Genomic DNA, 19,827 nt, shown 5'->3' with positions numbered 1-19,827 from the left:
GATCAGGTCTTGGAATGGGATCGGACGACGGGGCGACGAACGAGCATCAACAGGCCGGAGCCAGCACCCGCGCGTGGATGCCGCACTCGGTCTTTTCCTGACCGGACCAGCGGCCGTCGCGGGCATCTTCACAGGCCTCGACGGCGCGGGTGCAGGGCCAGCAGCCGATAGAGGGGTAGCCCTGCGCGACCAAAGAATGACGCGGCAGTTGATGATCGCGCAGCCAGTCCTCGATCTGCTCGGCGGACCAGGCGGCCAGCGGATTGACGGTCAGGACCCCGTCGGCGGCCTCGAAGGGGGCGAGCGCGGCGCGGTGGCTGTTCTGATAGCGTTTGCGGCCGGTGATGCGAGTATCGAACCCGGCCACGGCCTGGGCCAGAGGCTGAACCTTGCGGACGTCGCAGCAGGCGTCGGGGGCGCTGCGCCACAGGTCGCCGCGCGGGTCCGTCTTGGACAGGGCGGCGGGATCGGGCGTGATGTCGCGCACGTCGGTGAGGCCGAGGCGGTCCGCCAGTTCGCGACGATAGGCCAGGGTCTGGAAGAAGTGCTGACCGGTCTCAAGGAAGACGACCGGGAGGTCGGGCCGCACGCGCGAGATCAGGTGCAGCAGCACCGCCGCCTCCGCCCCGAAGGAAGAGATGGCGGCGGCCTTTCGGCCCAGCGCCGGGTCCAGCACCGCCCTCAGCAGGTCCTCGGCGTCTGCGTCGGCCCATTGATCGTTCAGGCGCGCGGCCAGGGCGACGGCGTCGTCATTGGCGGGGGCGGCGTGGCGCTGGCGCCAGACCAGTCGGTCGTCGCCGGACGCGGGCTGATAGGCGGCGCTGAAGACCTGATCCATGCGCCGCCACGGCGCGGGGTCGGCGCCGGGCGCCAGTTCGACCGCGTCAAAGCCGCAGCGGCGCAGGTGGCGGACCTGATCGGGCAGGACCTTGCCCGCCGCGATCAGGCGTCCCTGATAGCCCTGACCGCGCAGGATGGCGGCCAGAGAGAAGCCGCGCCCGTCACGAAAGGCCTCGAACTCGAGGATCAGGCTGTCGTTGGCCGCCGCCGCCGCGCGGATGTCTTCCTCGGGCGTTGAAACGCTCAGGCGGACGCCGTCCTGGGCTTGCTCAAGCAGTTGCATCGATTGGCTCATAGATGGCGGCGCGGAAGAGATCGGCGCCGAGGCGGCGGACCGTGTCGATGAACAGTTCGTCATCGGTACGGATTTCCAGGTAGCGGTCCAGGGCGCGAGCGATGGCGGGTGCGACTTCGTCTGCAGGCAGGCTGCGGCCGACGATCTCGCCCAGCGCCGCCTGCTCGTCGGGCGAGCCGCCGACGGTGATCTGGTAGTATTCCTCACCCTTCCGATCGACGCCCAGGACGCCGATGTGCCCGACGTGGTGGTGACCGCAGGCGTTGATGCAGCCGCTGATGTTGATACGGACCGGGCCGAGTTTTTCCTGCAGGTCGGCGTCGGCCAACTGGCGCGACAGGGCTTGCGCCACCGGGATGGAGCGGGCGTTGGCCAGGCTGCAATAGTCCAGGCCGGGGCAGGCGATGATGTCGGTGGCCAGATCGGCGTTGGCCGTGGCCAGACCGGCTTCGCGCAGGCGGCTCCAGACCGCATGGGCGTCTTCCAGTCGGACGTGGGGCAGGACCAGGTTCTGCTCGTAGGAGGCGCGGACCTCGTCGAACGAGAAGTGCGCGGCCAGTTCGGCGACGACCTCCATCTGCTCCGCCGTGACGTCGCCCGGCACGCCGTCGACCGGCTTCAGCGAGACGATGATCGCGCCATATCCCGCCTGCTTGTGAGCGCGCAGGTTCGAGCGGGTGAAGCGGGCGAACTCGGGGTTCAGGCGGCGCGCGGCGTCATAGGCGGGGCTGACGGCGGGCAGGGCCTCGAACGGCGGCGGGGTGAAATAGGTCTGAATGCGGGCCAGTTCTTCGTCGGGGATGCGCAGGTCTTCGAGGCGCAGGATGGCGAACTGGCGCTCGACCTCGTCGCGGAAGGCGTCGATGCCGATGGCGGCGACCAGGATCTTGATCCGCGCCTTGTGGATGTTGTCGCGCCGCCCCAGCAGGTTGTAGGCGCGCAGGATGGCCGTCAGATAGGCCAGAAGCGACTGACCCGGCACCGCCGGGGCGATCTCTTGCGCGATGTGGGGCAGGCGCCCCTGACCGCCGCCGACGAAGACGCGAAACGCCGTCTGACCGTCCTCGCCGCGCACGATCTGCAGGCCGACGTCGTGGGTGCGGATCGCCGCACGATCCTTGGCCGCGCCGACGATGGCGATCTTGAACTTGCGCGGCAGGAAGGAGAATTCCGGGTGGATGGTCGACCACTGACGGATGATCTCGCACCAGGGACGCGGGTCCTCGATCTCGTCGGCGGCGACGCCGGCGAAGACGTCGGTCGTGACGTTGCGGATGCAGTTGCCCGAGGTCTGGATGGCGTGCATCTCGACCTCGGCCAGGTCGCTGAGGATGGCCGGCAGGTCCTGCAGCGCGGGCCAGTTGAACTGGATATTGGTCCGGGTGGTGAAGTGGCCGTAGCCCTTGTCATAGGTGCGGGCGACATGGGCGAGTTGACGCATCTGGCGGCTGTTCATCACGCCGTAGGGGACGGCGATCCGCGCCATATAGGCGTGCAGTTGCAGATAGACCCCGTTCATCAGGCGCAGGGGCTTGAACTCGTCCTCGGTCAGCGCGCCGCTGCTGCGGCGATCGACCTGATCGCTGAATTCCGCGATCCGCTCGCGGACCAGGGCGGCGTCGAACTCGTCATAACGGTACATCAGGCGGTCTCGTTTCGAGCGTGATCGAGGCTGTGGCCAACGCTGGGGCCGACAGAGCGGATGCGCTCCTTCAGCCGGTCCCGGCCCGAGGGGGCGCAGCCCTCGACCTCGATCAGGTAGGGATTGACGAAGACGGCCGGGCGCGACTGGGCCAGGGCCAGGGCGGCGTCGGCGGCTTCGGCGTCCAGGGGGCGGGCGGCGTCGATGGTCTCGACCACGGCGTCGGCCTCGCCCAGATAGATGACGCGGCCGTCGTTGAGGCGGTTGGCGGTCAGCAGTTTCATGCCGCGGCCTCGATCAGGGCGCGCTCATCGCTGGCGATAGCCAGGGCGGCGGTTTCGCCGATGAACAGCAGGGCGGGGCCGGTTAGGTCCATGCGGGCGACCAGGGCGGCGAGGCCGTCGAGGCGACCCTTGAACGTGCGCTGTTCAGGGCGGCTGCCGTTCTCGACCACGGCGACGGGAGTGGCGCCGTCGCGACCGGCGGCGATCAGGCTGGAGGCGATGTCCTCGGCCTGTCCCGAGCCCATATAAACGGCGAGGGTGTGGTTCGGCGCCGCCAGACGGGTCCAGTCCGCGCCCTGACCGCCCGGCTTGGGCTGGCCGGTCACGAAGGTCACGGCCTGGGCATGGTCGCGATGGGTCAGGGGCAGGCCGGTGGAGGCGGCGCAGGCGAGGGCGGCGGTGATGCCCGGCACTACGATGGCCTCGATCCCGGCGGCGCGGACGGCCTCCAGTTCTTCGCCTCCGCGTCCGAAGACGAAGGGATCGCCGCCCTTCAGGCGAACGACGCGGTGGCCGGCGCGGGCCTCTTCGATAATCAGTTGTTCGATCTGATCTTGCGGCACCGAATGGTCGCCGCGCGACTTGCCGACATAGATGCGCCTGGCGTCGCGGCGTGCGCGGTCCAGCACCGCGGCCGAGACCAGCTTGTCGTGGATGATGACGTCGGCATCCTGAAGCGCCCGCAGGGCTTTCAGCGTCAGCAGTTCGGGATCGCCCGGCCCGGCGCCGACGATGTGGACCATGCCTTGGGCGGCCTCGTCATGCGGCGAGGCGGCGACGTTCAACAGGCGCACCACTTCACGGCGGGCCTCGGCCATGCGGCCGTCGGCGGCCAGGTCGGCGGCGGGACTGCGGAAGGCCTTTTCCCAGAAGCGGCGGCGCGCGAGGAAGTCGGGGATGGATTCCTTCACCGCGCCGCGCAGTTCGCCCGCCAGCTTGGCGACCGAGGCCACGCCCTGCGGCAGGACGGCTTCGATCCGTGAGCGCAGATCGCGGGCGAGGATAGGGGCGTTCCCGCCGGTGGCCACGCCCACGACCACGTCATCGCGGTCGATCAGGGCCGGGGTGTGGAAGTCGCTGGAGGCGGGTTGATCCACGATGTTCGCCTGAGCGCCGGCGCTGCGGGCGGCCTCGGCGATGTCGCGGGCGAGGGTGAGATCATGAAGGGCGATGAAGACCAGCCGGGCGCCGGTCAGGTCTGCCGCGTCGGGAATACGCGTCGCCGGCGTCGGAGCGCCCTGCGGCGTTTCCAGCGCAGCGGGCGCGCCGTCAGGGGTGAACCAGACCAGTTCAGCCGGGCTGCTCAGGAACAGTCGCAGCTTCGCCAGGGCCGGTTCGCCGGTGCCGACGACGACGACTTTCGTCCGTTCTAGGGGGATGGATGCCAGAAAGACGCGCATCGGACGATTCCATGATCTGCTGCCTTCCGCCTTCGCTGTTGCGTGGCGGCTCGACATTCAGCATCCGTCGTGCACGATCCTTCCACAAACCAGATTGTCTTCGCCGCCCTGATAGGTTTTCTACAAGCGCATGGTTCGACCGCTTTTGCCCCTCAACGCCCTGCGTGCTTTTGAAAGCGCGTCGCGACATCTCAACTTCTCGCGGACGGCGGACGAGCTGTCGGTGACGCCGGGGGCTGTCAGCCAGCAGATCCGCCTGCTGGAGGAGATCATCGGCGGGCCGTTGTTCACGCGAGAAGCGCGCGGTTTGCAACTGACGGAACTGGGCCGGGCGGCCATGCCGTTGCTGCGCGAAGGGTTCGAGCGGCTGATGGACGCCTCGGCCATTCTTCGCGAACCGCCGCTGAACCGGACGGTGGCGATCAGCGTGGCGCCGTCCTTTGCGTCCAAATGGCTGATGCCGCGCATGGACGACTTCCATGCCGCCCACCCAGACATCGAGGTGTGGATTTCGGCCGACATGGAGCCGGTCACAGTGGGCAAGGGCAAGGTCGATCTGGCCATCCGTTATGGCCCCGGCGACTATCCCGGCCATGTGGTCGAGCGCCTGCTGACCGAGACCGTGATCCCCGTCTGCTCTCCCGCCCTGATGGCCGCGCCGCACCCGATCCGCACCGCCGAGGACCTGACCCGGCACACTCTGCTGCACGATATGTCCGAGGACGGCGACGCCTCCCGGCCCGACTGGGCCATGTGGCTGAAGGCGCGGCACGCCAGCCATGCCGACGCTCGACGCGGCTCGCGTTTTGACCAGTCCAGCCTGCTGATCGAGGCGGCGGCGGCGGGGCGGGGTGTGGCTCTGGCCAAGCGCACTTTGGCTCAGGCGGACCTGGCCACCGGCCGTCTGGTCGCGCCCTTCGCGGACGGCAGTCAGGTGCTGGGCTTCGCCTATTTCGTGGTCATGCCGCGGGACCGTCCGGCCTCGCCGGGAACCAAGGCCTTCGTGGCCTGGCTGAAGCGGCAGGCCATCGACTACGACAACAATCTGGACCAGCTTTAAGTCGACCAGCAGATTTTCTGCAGGCTCGAAACAGGATTGATCGTTTCCTCAGCGAGCGCGTCCCGCCCTATGTCGAAGGCCTTCAAACAGGAGGTCGGTCGTGAGCGAAGTCGCAGTTCTGGAACGTTCCCGTGTGGCGGCGCCCGCGCCCTGGACCCAGCAGCGGGTGCGCTGGGTGCGGCGCTGGACCGATCATCTGTTCAGCTTCGCCATCGACCGGCCCGAGAACTTCCGCTTCCGCTCGGGCGAGTTCGTCATGATCGGTCTGCCGTCGCTGGACGGCGCGGGCAAGCCGACGTTGCGGGCCTATTCTATCGCCAGTCCGTCGTGGTCCGATGAACTGGAGTTCTTCTCCATTCGCGTCGAGGATGGGCCTCTGACGTCACGTCTGGTCGAAATCCAGCCGGGCGACGAGGTCCTGTTGAGCAAGAAGCCCACCGGGACTCTGGTGTTGGATGCCCTGAAGCCGGGGCGTCGTCTGTTCCTGATCGGCACCGGCACCGGCCTGGCCCCCTGGCTCAGCGTGGCGCGCGATCCTGAAACCTATGAGCGGTTCGGTCAGGTCGTCGTCACCCACACGGTGCGGCAGGTCGCGGACCTGGCCTATCGCGACTTCCTGCAGAGCGAGTTGTTCGAGGACCCGTTGGTGGGCGAGCAGGCGCAAGGACGACTGACCTATTACCCCACGGTGACGCGCGAGGTGTTCGAGCGGACGGGGCGGATCACTGACCGTATCCTCAGCGGCGACTTCTTCCGCGACCTGGGGCTGGAAGGCCGGTTCGATCCGGCCCTCGACCGGGTCATGCTGTGCGGTTCGACCGCCATGATTCGCGAGACGGCGGCCCTGCTGGAAAGCCACGGCCTGAGCGAAGGCTCGAACGCCGAACCCGGCGACTACGTGCTGGAGCGCGCCTTCGTCGGCTGATCTCGCATATTTTCTATCGGTCGGCGCGAGATCATATCGTTCGACGCGGACCGGCCCTCCAAGCTTCATATATCCCACGTTCAAGACGACCAGTGAGGACCTCAGCCTATGCAGGCGACCGTCGAAAAGCAGAGAGACGCCGCCGCGCGTCGCGTCCTGCCCCCGCATCTGCGCCAGCTTGAGGCCGAGGCGATCGAGATCCTGCGTGAGGTGGCGGCGACCGCCCGCAACCCGGTCATGATGTATTCGATCGGCAAGGACTCCGGCGTCCTGCTGCATCTGGCGGCCAAGGCCTTCTATCCGGGGCGGCCGCCTTTCCCTCTGCTGCATGTCGACACGACGTGGAAGTTCCGGGACATGATCACTCACCGCGACCATGTGACGGGCCTCTATGGCGCGCGGCTGCTGGTCCACACCAATCACGAGGCCCTGGCGCGCGGGATCAGCCCGATCGCCTCGGGTTCCTCGGCCCACACCCAGGCGATGAAGACCGACGCCCTGAAGCAGGCGCTGGACCTGCACGACTTTGACGTCGCCATCGGCGGCGCCCGGCGCGACGAGGAGAAGTCGCGGGCCAAGGAGCGCATCTTCTCGTTCCGGGGCGCGGACCACAGCTGGGACCCGCGTCGTCAGCGGCCCGAGTTGTGGCGGCTGTGGAACTCCACCCTGGGGCCGGGCGAGAGCCTGCGCGTCTTCCCCCTGTCGAACTGGACCGAGCTGGACGTCTGGGAATACACGCGGGCTGAGGGCATCCCGGTCGTGCCGCTCTACTTCTCGGCCCTGCGCCCCGTTGTGGTGCGCGACGGCGCCCTGATCGTGCGCGACGACGAACGGTTGCCGTTGCGGGAGGGCGAGGCGCCCGAACTGCGCCGCGTCCGGTTCCGCTCCTTGGGCTGCTATCCCTTGAGCGCCGCCGTGGAGTCCGAGGCCGATGATCTGGACGCCGTCATCCGCGAACTGGGCGTCAGCCGTCAGTCGGAGCGTCAGGGCCGCCTGATCGACGCCGACGAGACCGCCTCGATGGAGCGCAAGAAGCGCGAGGGTTACTTCTGATGGACGGCGCCGTGACGGCCTTCCCGCTGCAAACCCAACGGGCGGAACGCGGCCTGTTGCGATTCCTGACCTGCGGCTCGGTGGACGACGGCAAGTCCACTCTGATCGGGCGGCTGCTGTTCGAGACGGGACAGGTGCCCGAGGACCAGCTGGCGACGCTGGAACGTGACTCGCTCCGGTTCGGCACCGACGGAGCCAACCTCGACTACGCCCTTTTGCTGGACGGGCTGGAGGCCGAGCGCGAGCAGGGCATCACCATAGACGTGGCCTATCGCTACATGTCGACGGCGCGCCGCAGTTTCATCGTCGCCGACACGCCGGGGCACGAGCAATACACCCGCAACATGGCCACCGGCGCCTCGACCTGCGACGCCGCGGTCGTCCTGGTCGATGCGGTCAAGGGCGTCACGGCCCAAACTGCGCGCCACAGCCGCATCGTCGCCCTGTTCGGCATTCGCCACGTCATTGTGGCGGTCAACAAGATCGATCTGGTGGCGGAAGAGCCGTCGGCGTTTGGACATATCCGCGAGGCCTATGCCGAGTTGGTGAGCGATCTGGGCTTCCGTTCGGTCACCGCCATCCCGGTCAGCGCACGCCGGGGCGACAACCTGACGACGCTGTCGGCGGCCACGCCCTGGTACGACGGCCCCAGTCTGATTCAGGCGCTGGAGGACCTGCCTGTCGCCGAAACCGGCGCCTCACGACCGTTCCGTCTGTCGGTGCAGTATGTGAACCGGCCTCATGCCGACTTCCGCGGCTATGCCGGGACCATCGCCTCGGGCGAGGTGAGGGTGGGTGATGCCTTGGCGGTCTGCCCTGGCGGCCAGACAGCGACGCTGGCGCGTATCCTGTCGGGCGACGTCGAGGTCGCGGTCGCTCGGGCTGGCGACGCCGTGACGCTGGTGCTGGCCGAGGATGTCGATGTGGCGCGGGGCGACGTCCTTGCGCCGGTCGATGATCGTCCCGCCGCATCTGATCAGTTGGACGTCCGCTTGTTATGGATGGGGGATCAGGCGTTCGAGCCGAGCAGTCGCTATCAGGTGAAGCTGGGCACCCGGACCTTGCCCGCGCGCCTGACCCTGTCCGACGCGACGGTCACGCTGACCCCCAACGAGGTGGCCGATGGGTGCTTGACCCTGCCGTCTCCTGTGGCGGTGGACGCCTTCCATCGGGACCCGGCACAAGGCGCCTTCGTGCTGATCGACCGGGCTTCGGGCGTTACGGTCGCCGCCGGGGTGGTGACGGGCGTGTCGAGTCAGGCGGCGAACATCCATCAAAGCCCGACGGCTGTATCGCGTGAGGCGCATGAGCTGCTGAATGGTCATCGCGGCGGCGTGGTCTGGCTGACCGGCCTGTCGGGCGCGGGCAAGTCCACCGTGGCTCAGGCGCTGCAACAGAGCCTGCATGGGCGCGGCTGCCGGACGGTGCTGCTGGACGGCGACAACCTGCGCCACGGTCTCAACCGCGACCTCGGTTTCTCGGATGCGGACCGGGCCGAGAACGTGCGACGGACGGGCGAGGCGGCGCGGCTGTTTGCCGAGGCCGGGGTCATCGCCATCTGCGCCCTGATCTCGCCGCGTCAGGCGGACCGCGACGCGGTGAGGGCGCTGTTTGACGGCGACGGCTTCGTCGAGGTCTTTGTCGAGGCCTCGCTGGAAAGCTGCCGCGCGCGTGACCCCAAGGGCCTTTATGCCCGCGCGTCAGCTGGCGTGATCACTGACTTCACCGGTATCGCTGCGCCCTATGAGACGCCGACGGCCCCTGATCTGATGGTCGCGACCGAGCAGTTGTCGCCATCGCGGGCGGCCGATGCGGTGCGCCGCCTGCTGGAAGAGCGCGGCTGGCTATAGGCCACCCGCTCACAACGACTGGACCCTATTTGTGACCTATCTCGTCACCGACGCCTGTGTGAAATGCAAGTTCATGGACTGCGTCGAAGTCTGTCCCGTGGACTGCTTCTATGAGGGCGAGAATTTCCTGGTCATCTCGCCCGACGACTGCATCGACTGCGGCGTCTGCGAGCCGGAATGCCCGGTGGACGCGATCAAACCCGACGCCGAGGACGAGCCCGACGGCAAGTGGCTGACCATCAACAGCGGCTACGCCAAGCTATGGCCCAACATCACAATCAAGGGCGAGCCGCCCGCGGACTGCGAACAGTATGCGTGCGAGACCGGCAAGTTCGAGAAATACTTCAGTCCCAAACCTGGCGGCAGTTGAGGCTGTCGGCACAGGATGCATCTGTCGACGAACAGCGGCACGGGCGAGACGATATGGCGCAATGCCTCAAAACACCCGCCAAGGTCGTGTTCGGTCCAGACAGATGTCTGGCATGAATGAGGAGGAGGAGCAGTCAAACTCTGCAATGGCAGAGTTTATTCCCCCGAGTGGCTCCGCGGGTAGGATTCGAACCTACGACCAGCCGATTAACAGTCGGCTGCTCTACCACTGAGCTACCGCGGAACGTCCCCTCGGGGGAGGCCGCTGTATAGCAACGCCTTTTTGATTCATGCAACGGGCAAATTGCAGAAAAACGCCGAAATATTTCATGAGGGGTGCGATAGAAGCCGCAGCATGAATTTGATCCCTGTTTTCGATATCGACGATCTTCGCATTTCCGCCTTTCGCGACGTGAAGGAGCGGGACCTGACGGGGCGTAAGGGTCTGTTTGTAGCGGAAGGGGAGGTGGTGCTGCGCGTGCTGGCCTCGTCGGCGTCGCGCTGTGCGCCCGTAGCGGTTCTGATCGCCGAGAAGCGGCTGGAGGCGTTGCGCGAGATTCTTGAGCGACTGCCTGACGACGTTCCGGTTCATATCGCACCGCAGGACGTGCTGGACGGGATCGCAGGCTTCCATCTGCACAGAGGAATCCTGGCCTTGGGCCGCAAGCCGGAAGCGCCAGCGCTCGGCGTCTTCCTGGACGGCCTGCCGGAGCGGGCTGTGGTGGTCGGCGCCTGCGGCATTGGCAATCACGACAATATGGGCGGCCTGTTCCGCAATGCGGCGGCGTTCGGGGCGGCGGGGCTGCTGCTGGACAAGACCTGCTGCGATCCGTTCTACCGCAAGGCGATCCGCGTTTCGGTCGGGGCGGCCCTGCGGACGCCTTTTATCGCGGGTGTGACAGCGACGACGATGGTCGAGGCGCTGGAGGCACGCGGATTCGAGGTCCTGGCCCTGACGCCGTCGGCGGCGGAGACCTTGTCTGAGCTGAAGCCTGCGCCACGGACGGCGATATTACTGGGATCGGAGGGGCCGGGTCTGTCGCCAGAGGTCATCGGTCGTTGCCGGCCGCTGGCGATCCGCATGTCGGGTGGGTTTGATTCCCTGAATGTCGCGGCAACCAGCGCCGTGGCTCTGCACCATCTTACGACCATGGGGGCGGGCTGGGTGGCGGCAAACTGATTTGCGGCCCAGAAACAAGAAAGCCGCCCCGAAGGGCGGCTGACTGTTTGTCGCGATGGAGGCCTGACCGGGAATCGAACCCGGGTGCAAGGATTTGCAGTCCTCTGCGTCACCACTCCGCCATCAGGCCATTGAGTCTCGAAATCGAGCCCCGAACCATCGCGAGGGGCGTCAGCTATCAGATCGGATTGTCGGCTGCAACGCACGGACCTATAAGCGCCGCAGATTTATTTGCTTACGCCGACCTGAAGGACCTCGGAACCATGGATTTTGCCGCTGCACGCAAGGTCATGCTGGACTCGCAAGTCCGTGTGAACGACGTCACGGACCGCGACCTGCAGGCCGCCTTCGGGGCCGTTGAGCGCGAGCGATTCTGCGCTGCGGACCGCGCCTTCGCCGCCTACGCCGACATTGAACCGGAAGTGGCGGGCGAGCGTCGCCTGATGCTGCCGCGCGATCTGGGCAAGCTGATGCAGGCGCTGGACGCCCGCGCAGGTGAAAAGGCCCTCGTTCTGGCCGGTCCCTACGCCGCCGCCGTTCTGGCGCGCATGGGCCTGACGGTGACGGTGCAGGATTCGGACGCCGCCGTGTTCGAGGTGACGGGCGCGGCCCTGGCCGACGAAGGCGTTTCGACCGTGGTGGCTCCCCTGAGCCAGCCGCAGGGTGAAGGTTATGACCTGATCGTCAGCGAGGCCGCAGTGCCGGTGCGTCCCGAATCATGGATTGCGGCCCTGCGTCCAGGCGGTCGTTTGGCCGTGGTCGAGCGCTCAGGACCGACTGGCAAGGCTGTGCTATATGTCCGTGGTCGCGAGGGCGTTTCGCGTCGCGAATTGTTCGACTGTGCGCCGCCTGTGCTGGCTGAGTTGATTCCCGCGCCGGCCTTCGCGCTTTAAGCGCCTGGGGCGAGCGACGGACTTCAGTGTCGTTAGCGTGAAAAAAACTTAACTGGCGTAAGGTGAGGCTTGCCTCCAACTACGCCGTTGAAGGCACCACAGGCGCACCGTCGGGGGCGTCAGGCAGGAACAGGTTCATGTTGAAACGCTCGCGCGCGCTCGCTTCGGTCGCTCTGGTCACTCTCGCCATGGGAGCCGGGGCGGCCCCCGCGTGGGCGGAGACCCTGCAGGACGCGATCGGCCTGGCCTATCGCACCAACCCGACGCTGCTGGCGCAGCGCGCCAACCAGCGGGCCCTGGACGAGACCATTGTGCAGGCTCGCTCCGGTCTGCGCCCGACCATCAGCGCTTCGGGCGGCGTCAGCTACAGCCGCACCGACACCGACGGCCTGGGCGTTGTGGAGACCGACGGCGCCAGCGCCAGCGTCAGCCTGTCGCAGAATATCTGGACCGCCGGCCGCACCGCGCGCGGGATTGACGCCGCCGAGGCCAATGTCCGCGCCGGGCGTGAAAATCTACGCGAAGTCGAACAGCAGGTGATGACTTCGGTCATCCAAGCCTATGCCGACGTGGTGCGGGACATGGAAATCCTGCGCATCCGCCAGGAGAATCTCACCGTCCTGCGTCGCCAACTCGACGAATCCAACGCCCGCTTCGAAGTTGGCGAGATCACCCGTACCGACGTGGCGCAATCGGAAGCGCGTCTGGCCCAGTCGGACGCAGACCTGGCCAACGCCCAGGCGCAGTTGTCTGTATCTCGGGCGGCTTATGCTGCTGTGGTCGGCCAAGCGCCGGCCAATATGGAAGCCCTGCCGGTTCTGCCGGGCCTGCCGGCCGATTTCGACGGCGCTCTGGACGTCGCTCTGATCGAAAATCCGGGTGTCCTTGCGGCGGCCTACGCTCTTCAAGCGGCCGAAGCCAATGTCGCCGCAGCTCGCGCGGAATATCTGCCGTCGGCGCGTCTTCAGGCCTCTTACGGCGGGACCTCCAATGATCTGTCGGGCTTTGACCTGACGGACCGCACCAGCTTCACGGCTGGGGCAACAGTGTCGGTGCCGCTGTTCACCGGTGGTCTGAACCGTTCGCGTGTGGCTCAGGCTCTGGAGCGCGCCAATGCGGCCCAGATCAGCGTCGAAGGCGAGCGTCGCGGCGTGTTGCAGGCCGTCAGCTCGGCCTATGCTCAGACGGTGGCCGCCAAATCGACCCTGCAAGCCGGTCAGGAAGCCGTGCGTGCAGCCTCGGTCGCCGCCGAGGGCGTACGTCAGGAGGCCCAGGTCGGCCTGCGTACCACCCTGGATGTGCTGAACCAGGAGCTGGAACTGCGCTCGGCCCAGGTGACCCTGGCCAGCGCCCATCGCAATCAGTACGTGGCCCAGGCTCAGCTTCTGGCCGCCATGGGCCGTCTGGGCGGGCCGAACCTGGATCCGACGATCGCCGTCTATGACGCTGAGGCCAATTATTCGACGGTGCGGAACCGCGGCGGCCTGCCGTGGGACGGCGTGGTCGAGGGGCTGGATCGCGTCGCCTCGCCGGGCATTGCTCCCGCCGCGGACGCCGAGGATGCGCCGATCGACGCCCAACTGAAGAGCCAAGTCGTCCGCACCGCCCCCAGCAATTGAGCCGGGATTAGCCTGACAGGCGAAAAACGTCCGTTGATTCCGACGGGCGTTGGTGCGACGACAGAAGGAAGGGGAGGGCGAGTCTGTTTGTCCGGCCCTGATCGTCGCGCGCCGCCCGGCGCCTGTCGGCGGTCCCACCAGGTTCAGCCCCGCTCGCCCAAGGTTCTGCCATGACCGACCAGACCGCCCAGGAACCGACGATGGAAGAGATTCTGGCGTCGATTCGCCGGATCATCTCTGAAGACGACGCGCCGGCCGAAACCGCCGCCGCAGCGCCAGAGCCGGTCGTCGAGCCCGCGCCGGAGCCGGAACCCGTATTTGAGGTCGCGGCGGAAGCCCCTGCCGTCGAAGACGAGGTGCTGGAACTGACCGAGCCTTACGAGGTGCCCTCGGCTGAATCGATCGGCGATCTGGATGTCGCCGACGCCGCGCCGTTCCCGGCGGCCCAGCCCGAGCCGGCGCCGGTCTATGATGCTCTGGTCGGAGAAAGCGCCGCCGCCAGCGCCGCCTCGGCTTTTGCCGGTCTGGCGGCCAGCTTCCAGAAGCCGGAGCCTGTTGCGGCCGCGCCGCAGGACATGCCCTTCGTCAGCGGCAATACGGTCGAGGCCATGGTCCAGGCCATGCTGCGCCCGATGCTGAAGGACTGGCTGGACGCCAACCTGCCGGGCATCGTCGAGGCCCAGGTACGCAAGGAAGTAGAACGCATCGCCCGCAACGCCGGCTAGCCCTTCGCTTCACCAGACACTAAGTCACTGAGGGCGGCTCCGGCGGGGCCGCCCTTTCGCTTTTTCAGAAACCCACCCTCATGCAGCGACGCACCGCGTGCGGAGCGGTAGGGACCAAAGAGAAGACAATGCTCGAGAAGACTTTCGAACCCCAGGCCGCCGAACCGCGCCTTTACGCCCAGTGGGAAGAGAGCGGCCTGTTCGCACCGCGCGCCGCCAAGCCGACGGACGGCGCCGCCGACGCCTATTCGATCGTCATCCCGCCGCCGAACGTGACGGGCTCGCTGCACATCGGCCACGCGCTGAACAATACGCTGCAGGACATTTTGGCCCGCTATCACCGGATGAAGGGCAAGGCCGTGCTGTGGCTGCCCGGCACCGACCACGCAGGCATCGCTACCCAGATGGTGGTCGAACGCCAACTGGCCGCCGCCGGCGCGCCCGGGCGCCGCGACATGGGCCGCGACGCCTTTGTCGACAAAATCTGGGAGTGGAAGGCGGAATCGGGCGGCACCATCGTGCGCCAACTGCGCCGTCTGGGTGCGTCGTGCGACTGGTCGCGTGAGCGCTTTACGCTGGATGAGGGGCTGAACGCCGCCGTCCGCAAGGTCTTCGTCAAGCTGCATCAGGACGGCCTGATCTATCGCGACAAGCGTCTGGTGAACTGGGACCCGCATTTCCAGACCGCCATTTCGGACCTTGAGGTCGAACAGCGCGAGCAGGAGGGCCACTATTGGCACTTCGCCTATCCGCTGGCCGACGGCGTCACCTATGAGCACCCGATCGCCTTCGACGAGGACGGCAAGGCCACCGAGTTCGAGACGCGCGGCTTCATCGTCGTGGCCACGACGCGCCCCGAAACCATGCTGGGCGATACCGGCGTGGCCGTTCACCCTGAGGACGAGCGTTACGCGGGTCTGGTCGGCAAGGACGTGATCCTGCCGATCACCGGTCGTCGCATTCCGATCGTCGCTGACGACTACGCCGATCCGACCAAGGGTTCGGGCGCGGTGAAGATCACCCCGGCGCACGACTTCAACGACTTTGGGGTCGGCAAGCGCGCCGGTCTGGCCGCGCTGAACGTGATGGACGCCTTCGCGCGCATCACCAATGAGGACGTGCCGGAAATCCCGGCCGATCTGGTCGGTCTGGACCGCTTCGCCGCGCGCAAGGCCATCGTCGCCCGCGCCGAGGAAGAGAACTGGTTGCGCGAGATCGAGAAGACCAAGCACGTCGTCCCGCACGGCGACCGCTCGGGTGTGGTCATCGAGCCGTGGCTGACGGACCAGTGGTACGTTGACGCCCACACCCTGGCCCAGCCGGCGCTGAAGGCGGTCGAGGACGGCGACACGGTCTTCGAGCCCAAGAGCTATGAGAAGATCTATTTCGAATGGCTGCGCAACATCGAGCCCTGGTGCATCTCGCGCCAGCTCTGGTGGGGTCACCGCATTCCGGCCTGGTACGACGCCGACGGCAAGATCTACGTCGCCGAAACTGAGGAAGAGGCGATCGCCCAAGCGGGCGGCAAGACTCTGACGCAGGACGAGGACGTCCTCGACACCTGGTTCAGCTCAGCCCTGTGGCCCTTCTCGACCATGGGTTGGCCCGAAAAGACCGAGGATCTGCAGCGCTTCTATCCGACCAGTGATCTGGTCACGGCCGCCGACATCATCTTCTTCTGGGTCGCCCGGATGATGATGATGGGCCAGCACTTCATGGGCGAGGTCCCGTTCAAGCGCGTCATCATCAATGGTCTGGTCCGCGACGAGAAGGGCCAGAAGATGTCGAAGTCCAAGGGCAACGTCATCGACCCGCTGGGCATCATCGACGAGCTGGGCGCCGACCCTCTGCGCTTCACCATGGCCATCCTGTCGGGCACGCGTGACATCAAGTTGTCGAAGCAGCGCATTGAAGGTTATCGCAATTTCGGCACCAAGCTGTGGAACGCCGCCCGCTTCAGCCAGATGAATGACGCCAAGCGCGTCGAGGGCTTTGATCCCGCGACGGTCGAGCAGACCATCAATCGCTGGATCCGCGGCGAACTGACCAAGGCCGAGCGCCAAGTGTCCGACGCCATCGAGGGCGGTCGTTTCGACGACGCGGCGGGGGCTCTGTATCGCTTCGTCTGGAACGTCTTCTGCGACTGGTATCTGGAACTGGCCAAGCCGGTGTTCAATGGCGCGGACGAAGCCGCCAAGGCCGAGACGCGGGCCATGACCGCCTGGACCATCGACCAGACGCTGAAGCTGCTGCACCCGGTCATGCCCTTCATCACCGAAGAGCTGTGGGCCGAACTGGGCAAGGAAGGCCCGGCCCGCGACGGCCTGTTGATCGGCACCGAATGGCCGGTGCTGCCGGACGCCTTCGTCGACGCCTCGGCCGAGGCCGAGATCGGCTGGCTGGTCGATCTGGTCGGCGAAATCCGCGCCCTGCGGGCCGAGATGAACGTGCCGCCGTCGGCCAAGCCGCCGCTGGCCTTCGTCGCGCCCGACGCCGTGACCGCCGAGCGCATCGCGCGTCACCGCGACCTGCTGCTGACCCTGGGCCGCGTGTCCGAGATCACTGTGGCCGAGGCCGCGCCCGCCGGGGCCGTGACCTTCGTCTCGGGCGGAACCACGGCGGCCCTGTCGCTGGCCGGGATCATCGACCTGACCGCCGAACGCGCGCGTCTGGAGAAGGAGATCGCTGTCTTCGAAAGCGACATCGGCCACGTGAACAAGAAGCTGGGCAATCCCAACTTCGTGTCGCGCGCCGCGCCGGAAGTCGTCGATGAGCAGCGCGCCAAGCTGGCCGAGGCCGAAGAGGGCAAGGCCAAGCTGCAGGCCGCGTTGGTGCGTCTGGACGCGATGGCCGGGGCGTGAGGACGGTCCGTCTGGACCAGCTTCTGGTCACGCGAGGACTGGCTGAGAGCCGGGCCAAGGCCAAGGCGGCGATCGAGGCGGGCGGCGTCACCGTGAACGGCGCGCCCGCCAAGGCGGCCTCGCAGGCGGTCAATGAGGACGCCGAGATCGGCTACGCCGCGGCCCACCGCTGGGTCGGGCGCGGCGCGCTGAAGCTGGAACGGGCGCTGGACCTGTGGCCGGTGGCGGTCGAGGGGCGGATCGTTCTGGACGTCGGCGCTTCGACCGGCGGCTTTACCGAGGTCTGTCTGGATCGCGGCGCGGCCAAGGTCTTTGCCGTGGATGTCGGCTTCGGCCAGATGCACACCAAGGTCGCGGGCGATCCGCGCGTGATCAATCTGGAACGGACGGACGCGCGCGAACTGACGCCGGAGATCATCCCCGATGCGCCGTCGCTGATTGTCTGCGACGCCAGTTTCATCGGTCTGTCGAAGGTGCTGCCGGCGGCGCTGGATCTGGCGGCGCCTGACGCGGATCTGATCACCCTGGTGAAGCCGCAGTTCGAGGGGGCGGGGCCCAAGGACGCGGGCAAGAAGGGCGTGGTCAAGGACCCCGAGGCCCACGCGGCGGCGGTTGAGGGCGTGCGCGCCTGGCTGGAAAGCGTCGGCTGGACGGTTCGCGAAACGGCGGAAAGCCCGATCACCGGAGGCGACGGCAACGTCGAGTTCCTGATGTGGGCGAAGCGAACCACAGCCTAAAAATGCAGAGGGCCGCCGGATAACCGGCGGCCCTCTTCACGTCGTGGATCGACAGGGGGGCTGAAACTTAATCCACGACGCGATAGCGGCCGTTCTGGTCGGGGCAAGTGCGCACGTAGCGCGTCTCGCTGCGACCGTCGGGCAGGCGAATGACGCTCTCGGCGAGGCGGCAATCGTCGTTGTTGTTCTGATAGCGGTAGTCCGGGGCGGGCTGGGTGTAGCCCTGATTGTACTCGCGATAGTCCCGGCCATAGCCGTCGTCGTAACGACGGTCGTAGCCACGGTTGTCATAGCCGTAGGCCGGCGGGACATAGGTTCCGCCATAGGGCTGGCTGTAGCCGGACGAGCGATAGCGGCTGTCGCAGTTGGCCGAGCTGTTGCCGACGCCGGCGCCGATGGCCGCGCCGAGCACGCCGCCCAGGACGCTGCCTTCGGTGCGACGACCGCGCGCGGCCAACTGCGAGCCGGCTACGGCGCCGATGGTGGCGCCGAGCACGCCGCCGGTGGTGGCGCGGTTCCGCTGATCGCCGACGCAGGGATCATAGTAACGGCCCTGCGCGCCGTAGCTGTTGTAGGCCGGAGGATAGCCGTAGCCATAGGTCTGGGCGCTGACGACGCCCGGAGCCACCAACGAGCCGGCGACCGCGAGGGCGGCGACAGCGGAAGCTTTTTTGGAGAGATGACCGATCATCGTACCCGTTTCCTGTGACAGAGCCTGAAGCTGAACGGCTTCGGCGCGCTGTCTGTTGCACCCAGAAATAGGTGGGCGAAGCTGAACGGCTTTTGATTGGTCCGTTCATCTTCGTTCAGGTTTCAGATTCGGCGCAGGACCGGGTAGAAGCCGCGCCATGACGCAAACGCTGACCATCGCCCGCATGGGCCACCAGGGCGACGGGATCGCCGAAACGCCCAAGGGATTCGTCTTCGTGCCGGGCGCCCTGCCGGGCGAAGTGATTTCCGGCGAGGTCAAGGATGGCCGCGTCGAGGCGTTCGACCTGATCGAAGCCAGCCCCGACCGCCGTCCGATCCATTCCGAAACCTACGCCGAATGCGGCGTCGCGCCCCTGCAGCACTGGGCGGACGAACCCTATCTGGCGTGGAAGCGCGAAGTGGTGATCCAGACCCTGGCGCGCGAGGGCATTGAGACCGAGGTCGAGGCGACCGTCGCCGTGCCGCAGGCCAGCCGCCGCCGGTTGGCGCTGCACGCGCGCAGCGGGCCGGGCGGGCGCGTCCTGCTGGGCTTCAAGGCGCGGCGCTCGTGGCGGCTGGTGGAGCTAACGGACTGTCCGGTGTCGGACCCGGCGCTGATCGCGGCCCTGCCGGGGCTGGCCAAGGTGGCGGCGCCCTTCCTGGGGCATCCGAAATCGGCGCCGACCCTGCATGCCACCCTGACCGACACCGGATTGGATGTGGACGTCACGGGGGTCGAGAAGAAGTCGGGCGGGCTGACTGCGGACGTGACGGCGCGGGCGATCGCGGCGGCGGCCGAGGCCGGGCTGGCGCGGCTGAGTCTGGACGGCGACACCCTGGTCATGGTGCGCCAGCCGCGCATCACCTTTGGGCGGGCCACCGTTCCCCTGCCGCCCGGCGCCTTCCTGCAGGCGGCCCCCGCAGCCGAGGCGGCCATGGTCAGCCGGGCGGTGGAAGCGGTGAGGGGGGCTAGGAAGGTCGCCGACCTGTTCTGCGGCGCCGGCACCTTCACCTTCCCCCTGGCCGAAGTGGCCAGCGTCGTGGCGGCGGATTCGTCGGCGGCGTCGATTGCGGCGCTGAAGGCGGGCGTATCCACGGCCCAGGGCCTGAAGACCATCGAGGCCCAGGCGCGCGACCTGTTCCGCCGCCCGCTGTCGCCCTATGATCTGAAGGGCTGCGAGGCCATCGTCATCGACCCGCCGCGGGCGGGCGCTCTGGAACAGACGCAGCAGTTGCCTGGGACCAAGGCCGGTCTGGTCGTGGGCGTATCGTGCAACCCCCAGACTTTCGCGCGCGACGCCCGCGTCCTGATCGACGGGGGCTTCCGGCTGGAGAAGGTCACGCCCATCGACCAGTTCCTGTGGTCGACTCACGTCGAACTGGTCGGAATCTTCCGGCGCTAAG

At 67.3% G+C, this 19,827-nt stretch carries 17 protein-coding genes and 2 tRNA genes; 12 read left to right on the top strand and 7 right to left on the bottom strand.

The window, feature by feature from the left end:
• Positions 1-46: 46 nt before the first annotated feature.
• Genes ACIQTU_RS09105 through cysG form a run of 4 tightly spaced genes read right to left on the bottom strand, consistent with a single transcriptional unit; the run spans position 47 to position 4,461 of the window.
• A complete protein-coding gene (locus ACIQTU_RS09105; RefSeq protein ID WP_400545559.1) occupies positions 47-1,123 on the bottom strand; it encodes a phosphoadenylyl-sulfate reductase in 1,077 nt (358 codons plus the stop codon).
• On the bottom strand, positions 1,110-2,777 hold the full coding sequence (locus ACIQTU_RS09100; protein WP_400545556.1) for a nitrite/sulfite reductase: 1,668 nt from the start codon (positions 2,775-2,777) through the stop codon (positions 1,110-1,112). Before ACIQTU_RS09100 ends, ACIQTU_RS09105 begins: the two co-directional genes overlap by 14 nt.
• Positions 2,777-3,061, bottom strand: a complete 285-nt coding sequence (locus ACIQTU_RS09095; RefSeq protein WP_400545553.1) for a DUF2849 domain-containing protein — start codon at positions 3,059-3,061, stop codon at positions 2,777-2,779. The genes ACIQTU_RS09100 and ACIQTU_RS09095 overlap by 1 nt, the downstream gene beginning before the upstream one ends.
• Positions 3,058-4,461: a siroheme synthase CysG gene (cysG, locus tag ACIQTU_RS09090; protein WP_400545550.1), complete on the bottom strand. Its 1,404-nt coding sequence runs from the start codon at positions 4,459-4,461 to the stop codon at positions 3,058-3,060. Before cysG ends, ACIQTU_RS09095 begins: the two co-directional genes overlap by 4 nt.
• Positions 4,462-4,591: 130 nt before the next feature.
• Here cysG and gcvA point away from each other — a divergent pair, with 130 nt between their 5' ends.
• The 5 genes from gcvA to fdxA all read left to right on the top strand — a co-directional run bounded on the left by gcvA (position 4,592) and on the right by fdxA (position 9,719).
• Positions 4,592-5,521 carry a transcriptional regulator GcvA gene (gene gcvA, locus ACIQTU_RS09085; protein ID WP_400545547.1) on the top strand — a complete coding sequence of 310 codons (930 nt, stop codon included), beginning with the start codon at positions 4,592-4,594 and terminating at the stop codon, positions 5,519-5,521.
• A 118-nt stretch (positions 5,522-5,639) separates the two neighbouring features.
• Positions 5,640-6,446, top strand: a complete 807-nt coding sequence (locus tag ACIQTU_RS09080) for a ferredoxin--NADP reductase (RefSeq protein WP_400547088.1) — start codon at positions 5,640-5,642, stop codon at positions 6,444-6,446.
• A 108-nt stretch (positions 6,447-6,554) separates the two neighbouring features.
• Positions 6,555-7,499, top strand: coding sequence for a sulfate adenylyltransferase subunit CysD (gene cysD / locus ACIQTU_RS09075; RefSeq protein WP_400545544.1), 945 nt, complete (start codon positions 6,555-6,557; stop codon positions 7,497-7,499).
• Positions 7,499-9,349 carry an adenylyl-sulfate kinase gene (gene cysC / locus ACIQTU_RS09070; protein ID WP_400545541.1) on the top strand — a complete coding sequence of 617 codons (1,851 nt, stop codon included), beginning with the start codon at positions 7,499-7,501 and terminating at the stop codon, positions 9,347-9,349. The genes cysD and cysC overlap by 1 nt, the downstream gene beginning before the upstream one ends.
• Positions 9,350-9,380: 31 nt before the next feature.
• The gene (fdxA, locus tag ACIQTU_RS09065) at positions 9,381-9,719 is read left to right on the top strand and encodes a ferredoxin FdxA (RefSeq protein WP_400545538.1); all 339 of its coding nucleotides are present in this window, start codon (positions 9,381-9,383) and stop codon (positions 9,717-9,719) included.
• Between the two features lie 168 nt (positions 9,720-9,887).
• Here the strand turns inward: fdxA and ACIQTU_RS09060 are convergent.
• Positions 9,888-9,962, bottom strand: a tRNA-Asn gene (locus ACIQTU_RS09060).
• Between the two features lie 111 nt (positions 9,963-10,073).
• Between ACIQTU_RS09060 and ACIQTU_RS09055 the strand changes: the two genes are divergently transcribed.
• A complete protein-coding gene (locus tag ACIQTU_RS09055) occupies positions 10,074-10,898 on the top strand; it encodes a TrmH family RNA methyltransferase (protein ID WP_400547085.1) in 825 nt (274 codons plus the stop codon).
• 56 nt (positions 10,899-10,954) lie between these two features.
• On the opposite strand, the gene ACIQTU_RS09050 is transcribed toward ACIQTU_RS09055, so the two are convergent.
• Positions 10,955-11,028: transfer RNA gene (locus tag ACIQTU_RS09050), tRNA-Cys, on the bottom strand.
• A gap of 133 nt (positions 11,029-11,161) precedes the next feature.
• On the opposite strand from ACIQTU_RS09050, the gene ACIQTU_RS09045 reads away from it, so the two are divergent.
• The 5 genes from ACIQTU_RS09045 to ACIQTU_RS09025 all read left to right on the top strand — a co-directional run bounded on the left by ACIQTU_RS09045 (position 11,162) and on the right by ACIQTU_RS09025 (position 17,733).
• Positions 11,162-11,791, top strand: coding sequence for a protein-L-isoaspartate O-methyltransferase (locus ACIQTU_RS09045; protein WP_400545535.1), 630 nt, complete (start codon positions 11,162-11,164; stop codon positions 11,789-11,791).
• A 137-nt stretch (positions 11,792-11,928) separates the two neighbouring features.
• Complete coding sequence (locus ACIQTU_RS09040) at positions 11,929-13,410, top strand: TolC family outer membrane protein (RefSeq protein WP_400545532.1); 1,482 nt, start codon at positions 11,929-11,931, stop codon at positions 13,408-13,410.
• A gap of 170 nt (positions 13,411-13,580) precedes the next feature.
• Positions 13,581-14,135: a DUF2497 domain-containing protein gene (locus ACIQTU_RS09035; RefSeq protein ID WP_400545529.1), complete on the top strand. Its 555-nt coding sequence runs from the start codon at positions 13,581-13,583 to the stop codon at positions 14,133-14,135.
• A 128-nt stretch (positions 14,136-14,263) separates the two neighbouring features.
• Entirely contained in the window at positions 14,264-16,996 is a 2,733-nt protein-coding gene (locus tag ACIQTU_RS09030; RefSeq protein WP_400545526.1) for a valine--tRNA ligase, read from the top strand.
• Positions 16,993-17,733, top strand: a complete 741-nt coding sequence (locus ACIQTU_RS09025) for a TlyA family RNA methyltransferase (protein WP_400545523.1) — start codon at positions 16,993-16,995, stop codon at positions 17,731-17,733. Before ACIQTU_RS09030 ends, ACIQTU_RS09025 begins: the two co-directional genes overlap by 4 nt.
• A 67-nt stretch (positions 17,734-17,800) precedes the next feature.
• Here the strand turns inward: ACIQTU_RS09025 and ACIQTU_RS09020 are convergent, their stop codons facing one another.
• Positions 17,801-18,424 carry a glycine zipper 2TM domain-containing protein gene (locus tag ACIQTU_RS09020; protein WP_400545520.1) on the bottom strand — a complete coding sequence of 208 codons (624 nt, stop codon included), beginning with the start codon at positions 18,422-18,424 and terminating at the stop codon, positions 17,801-17,803.
• Positions 18,425-18,581: 157 nt separating this feature from the next.
• Between ACIQTU_RS09020 and ACIQTU_RS09015 the strand changes: the two genes are divergently transcribed.
• Entirely contained in the window at positions 18,582-19,826 is a 1,245-nt protein-coding gene (locus ACIQTU_RS09015) for a class I SAM-dependent RNA methyltransferase (RefSeq protein ID WP_400545517.1), read from the top strand.
• Position 19,827: the final 1 nt, after the last annotated feature.

The organism is Brevundimonas sp. NPDC090276, from assembly GCF_044772165.1.
In the GTDB taxonomy this organism is placed as follows: Bacteria; Pseudomonadota; Alphaproteobacteria; order Caulobacterales; family Caulobacteraceae; genus Brevundimonas.
This window is presented reverse-complemented; position numbering and strand designations above follow the sequence as displayed.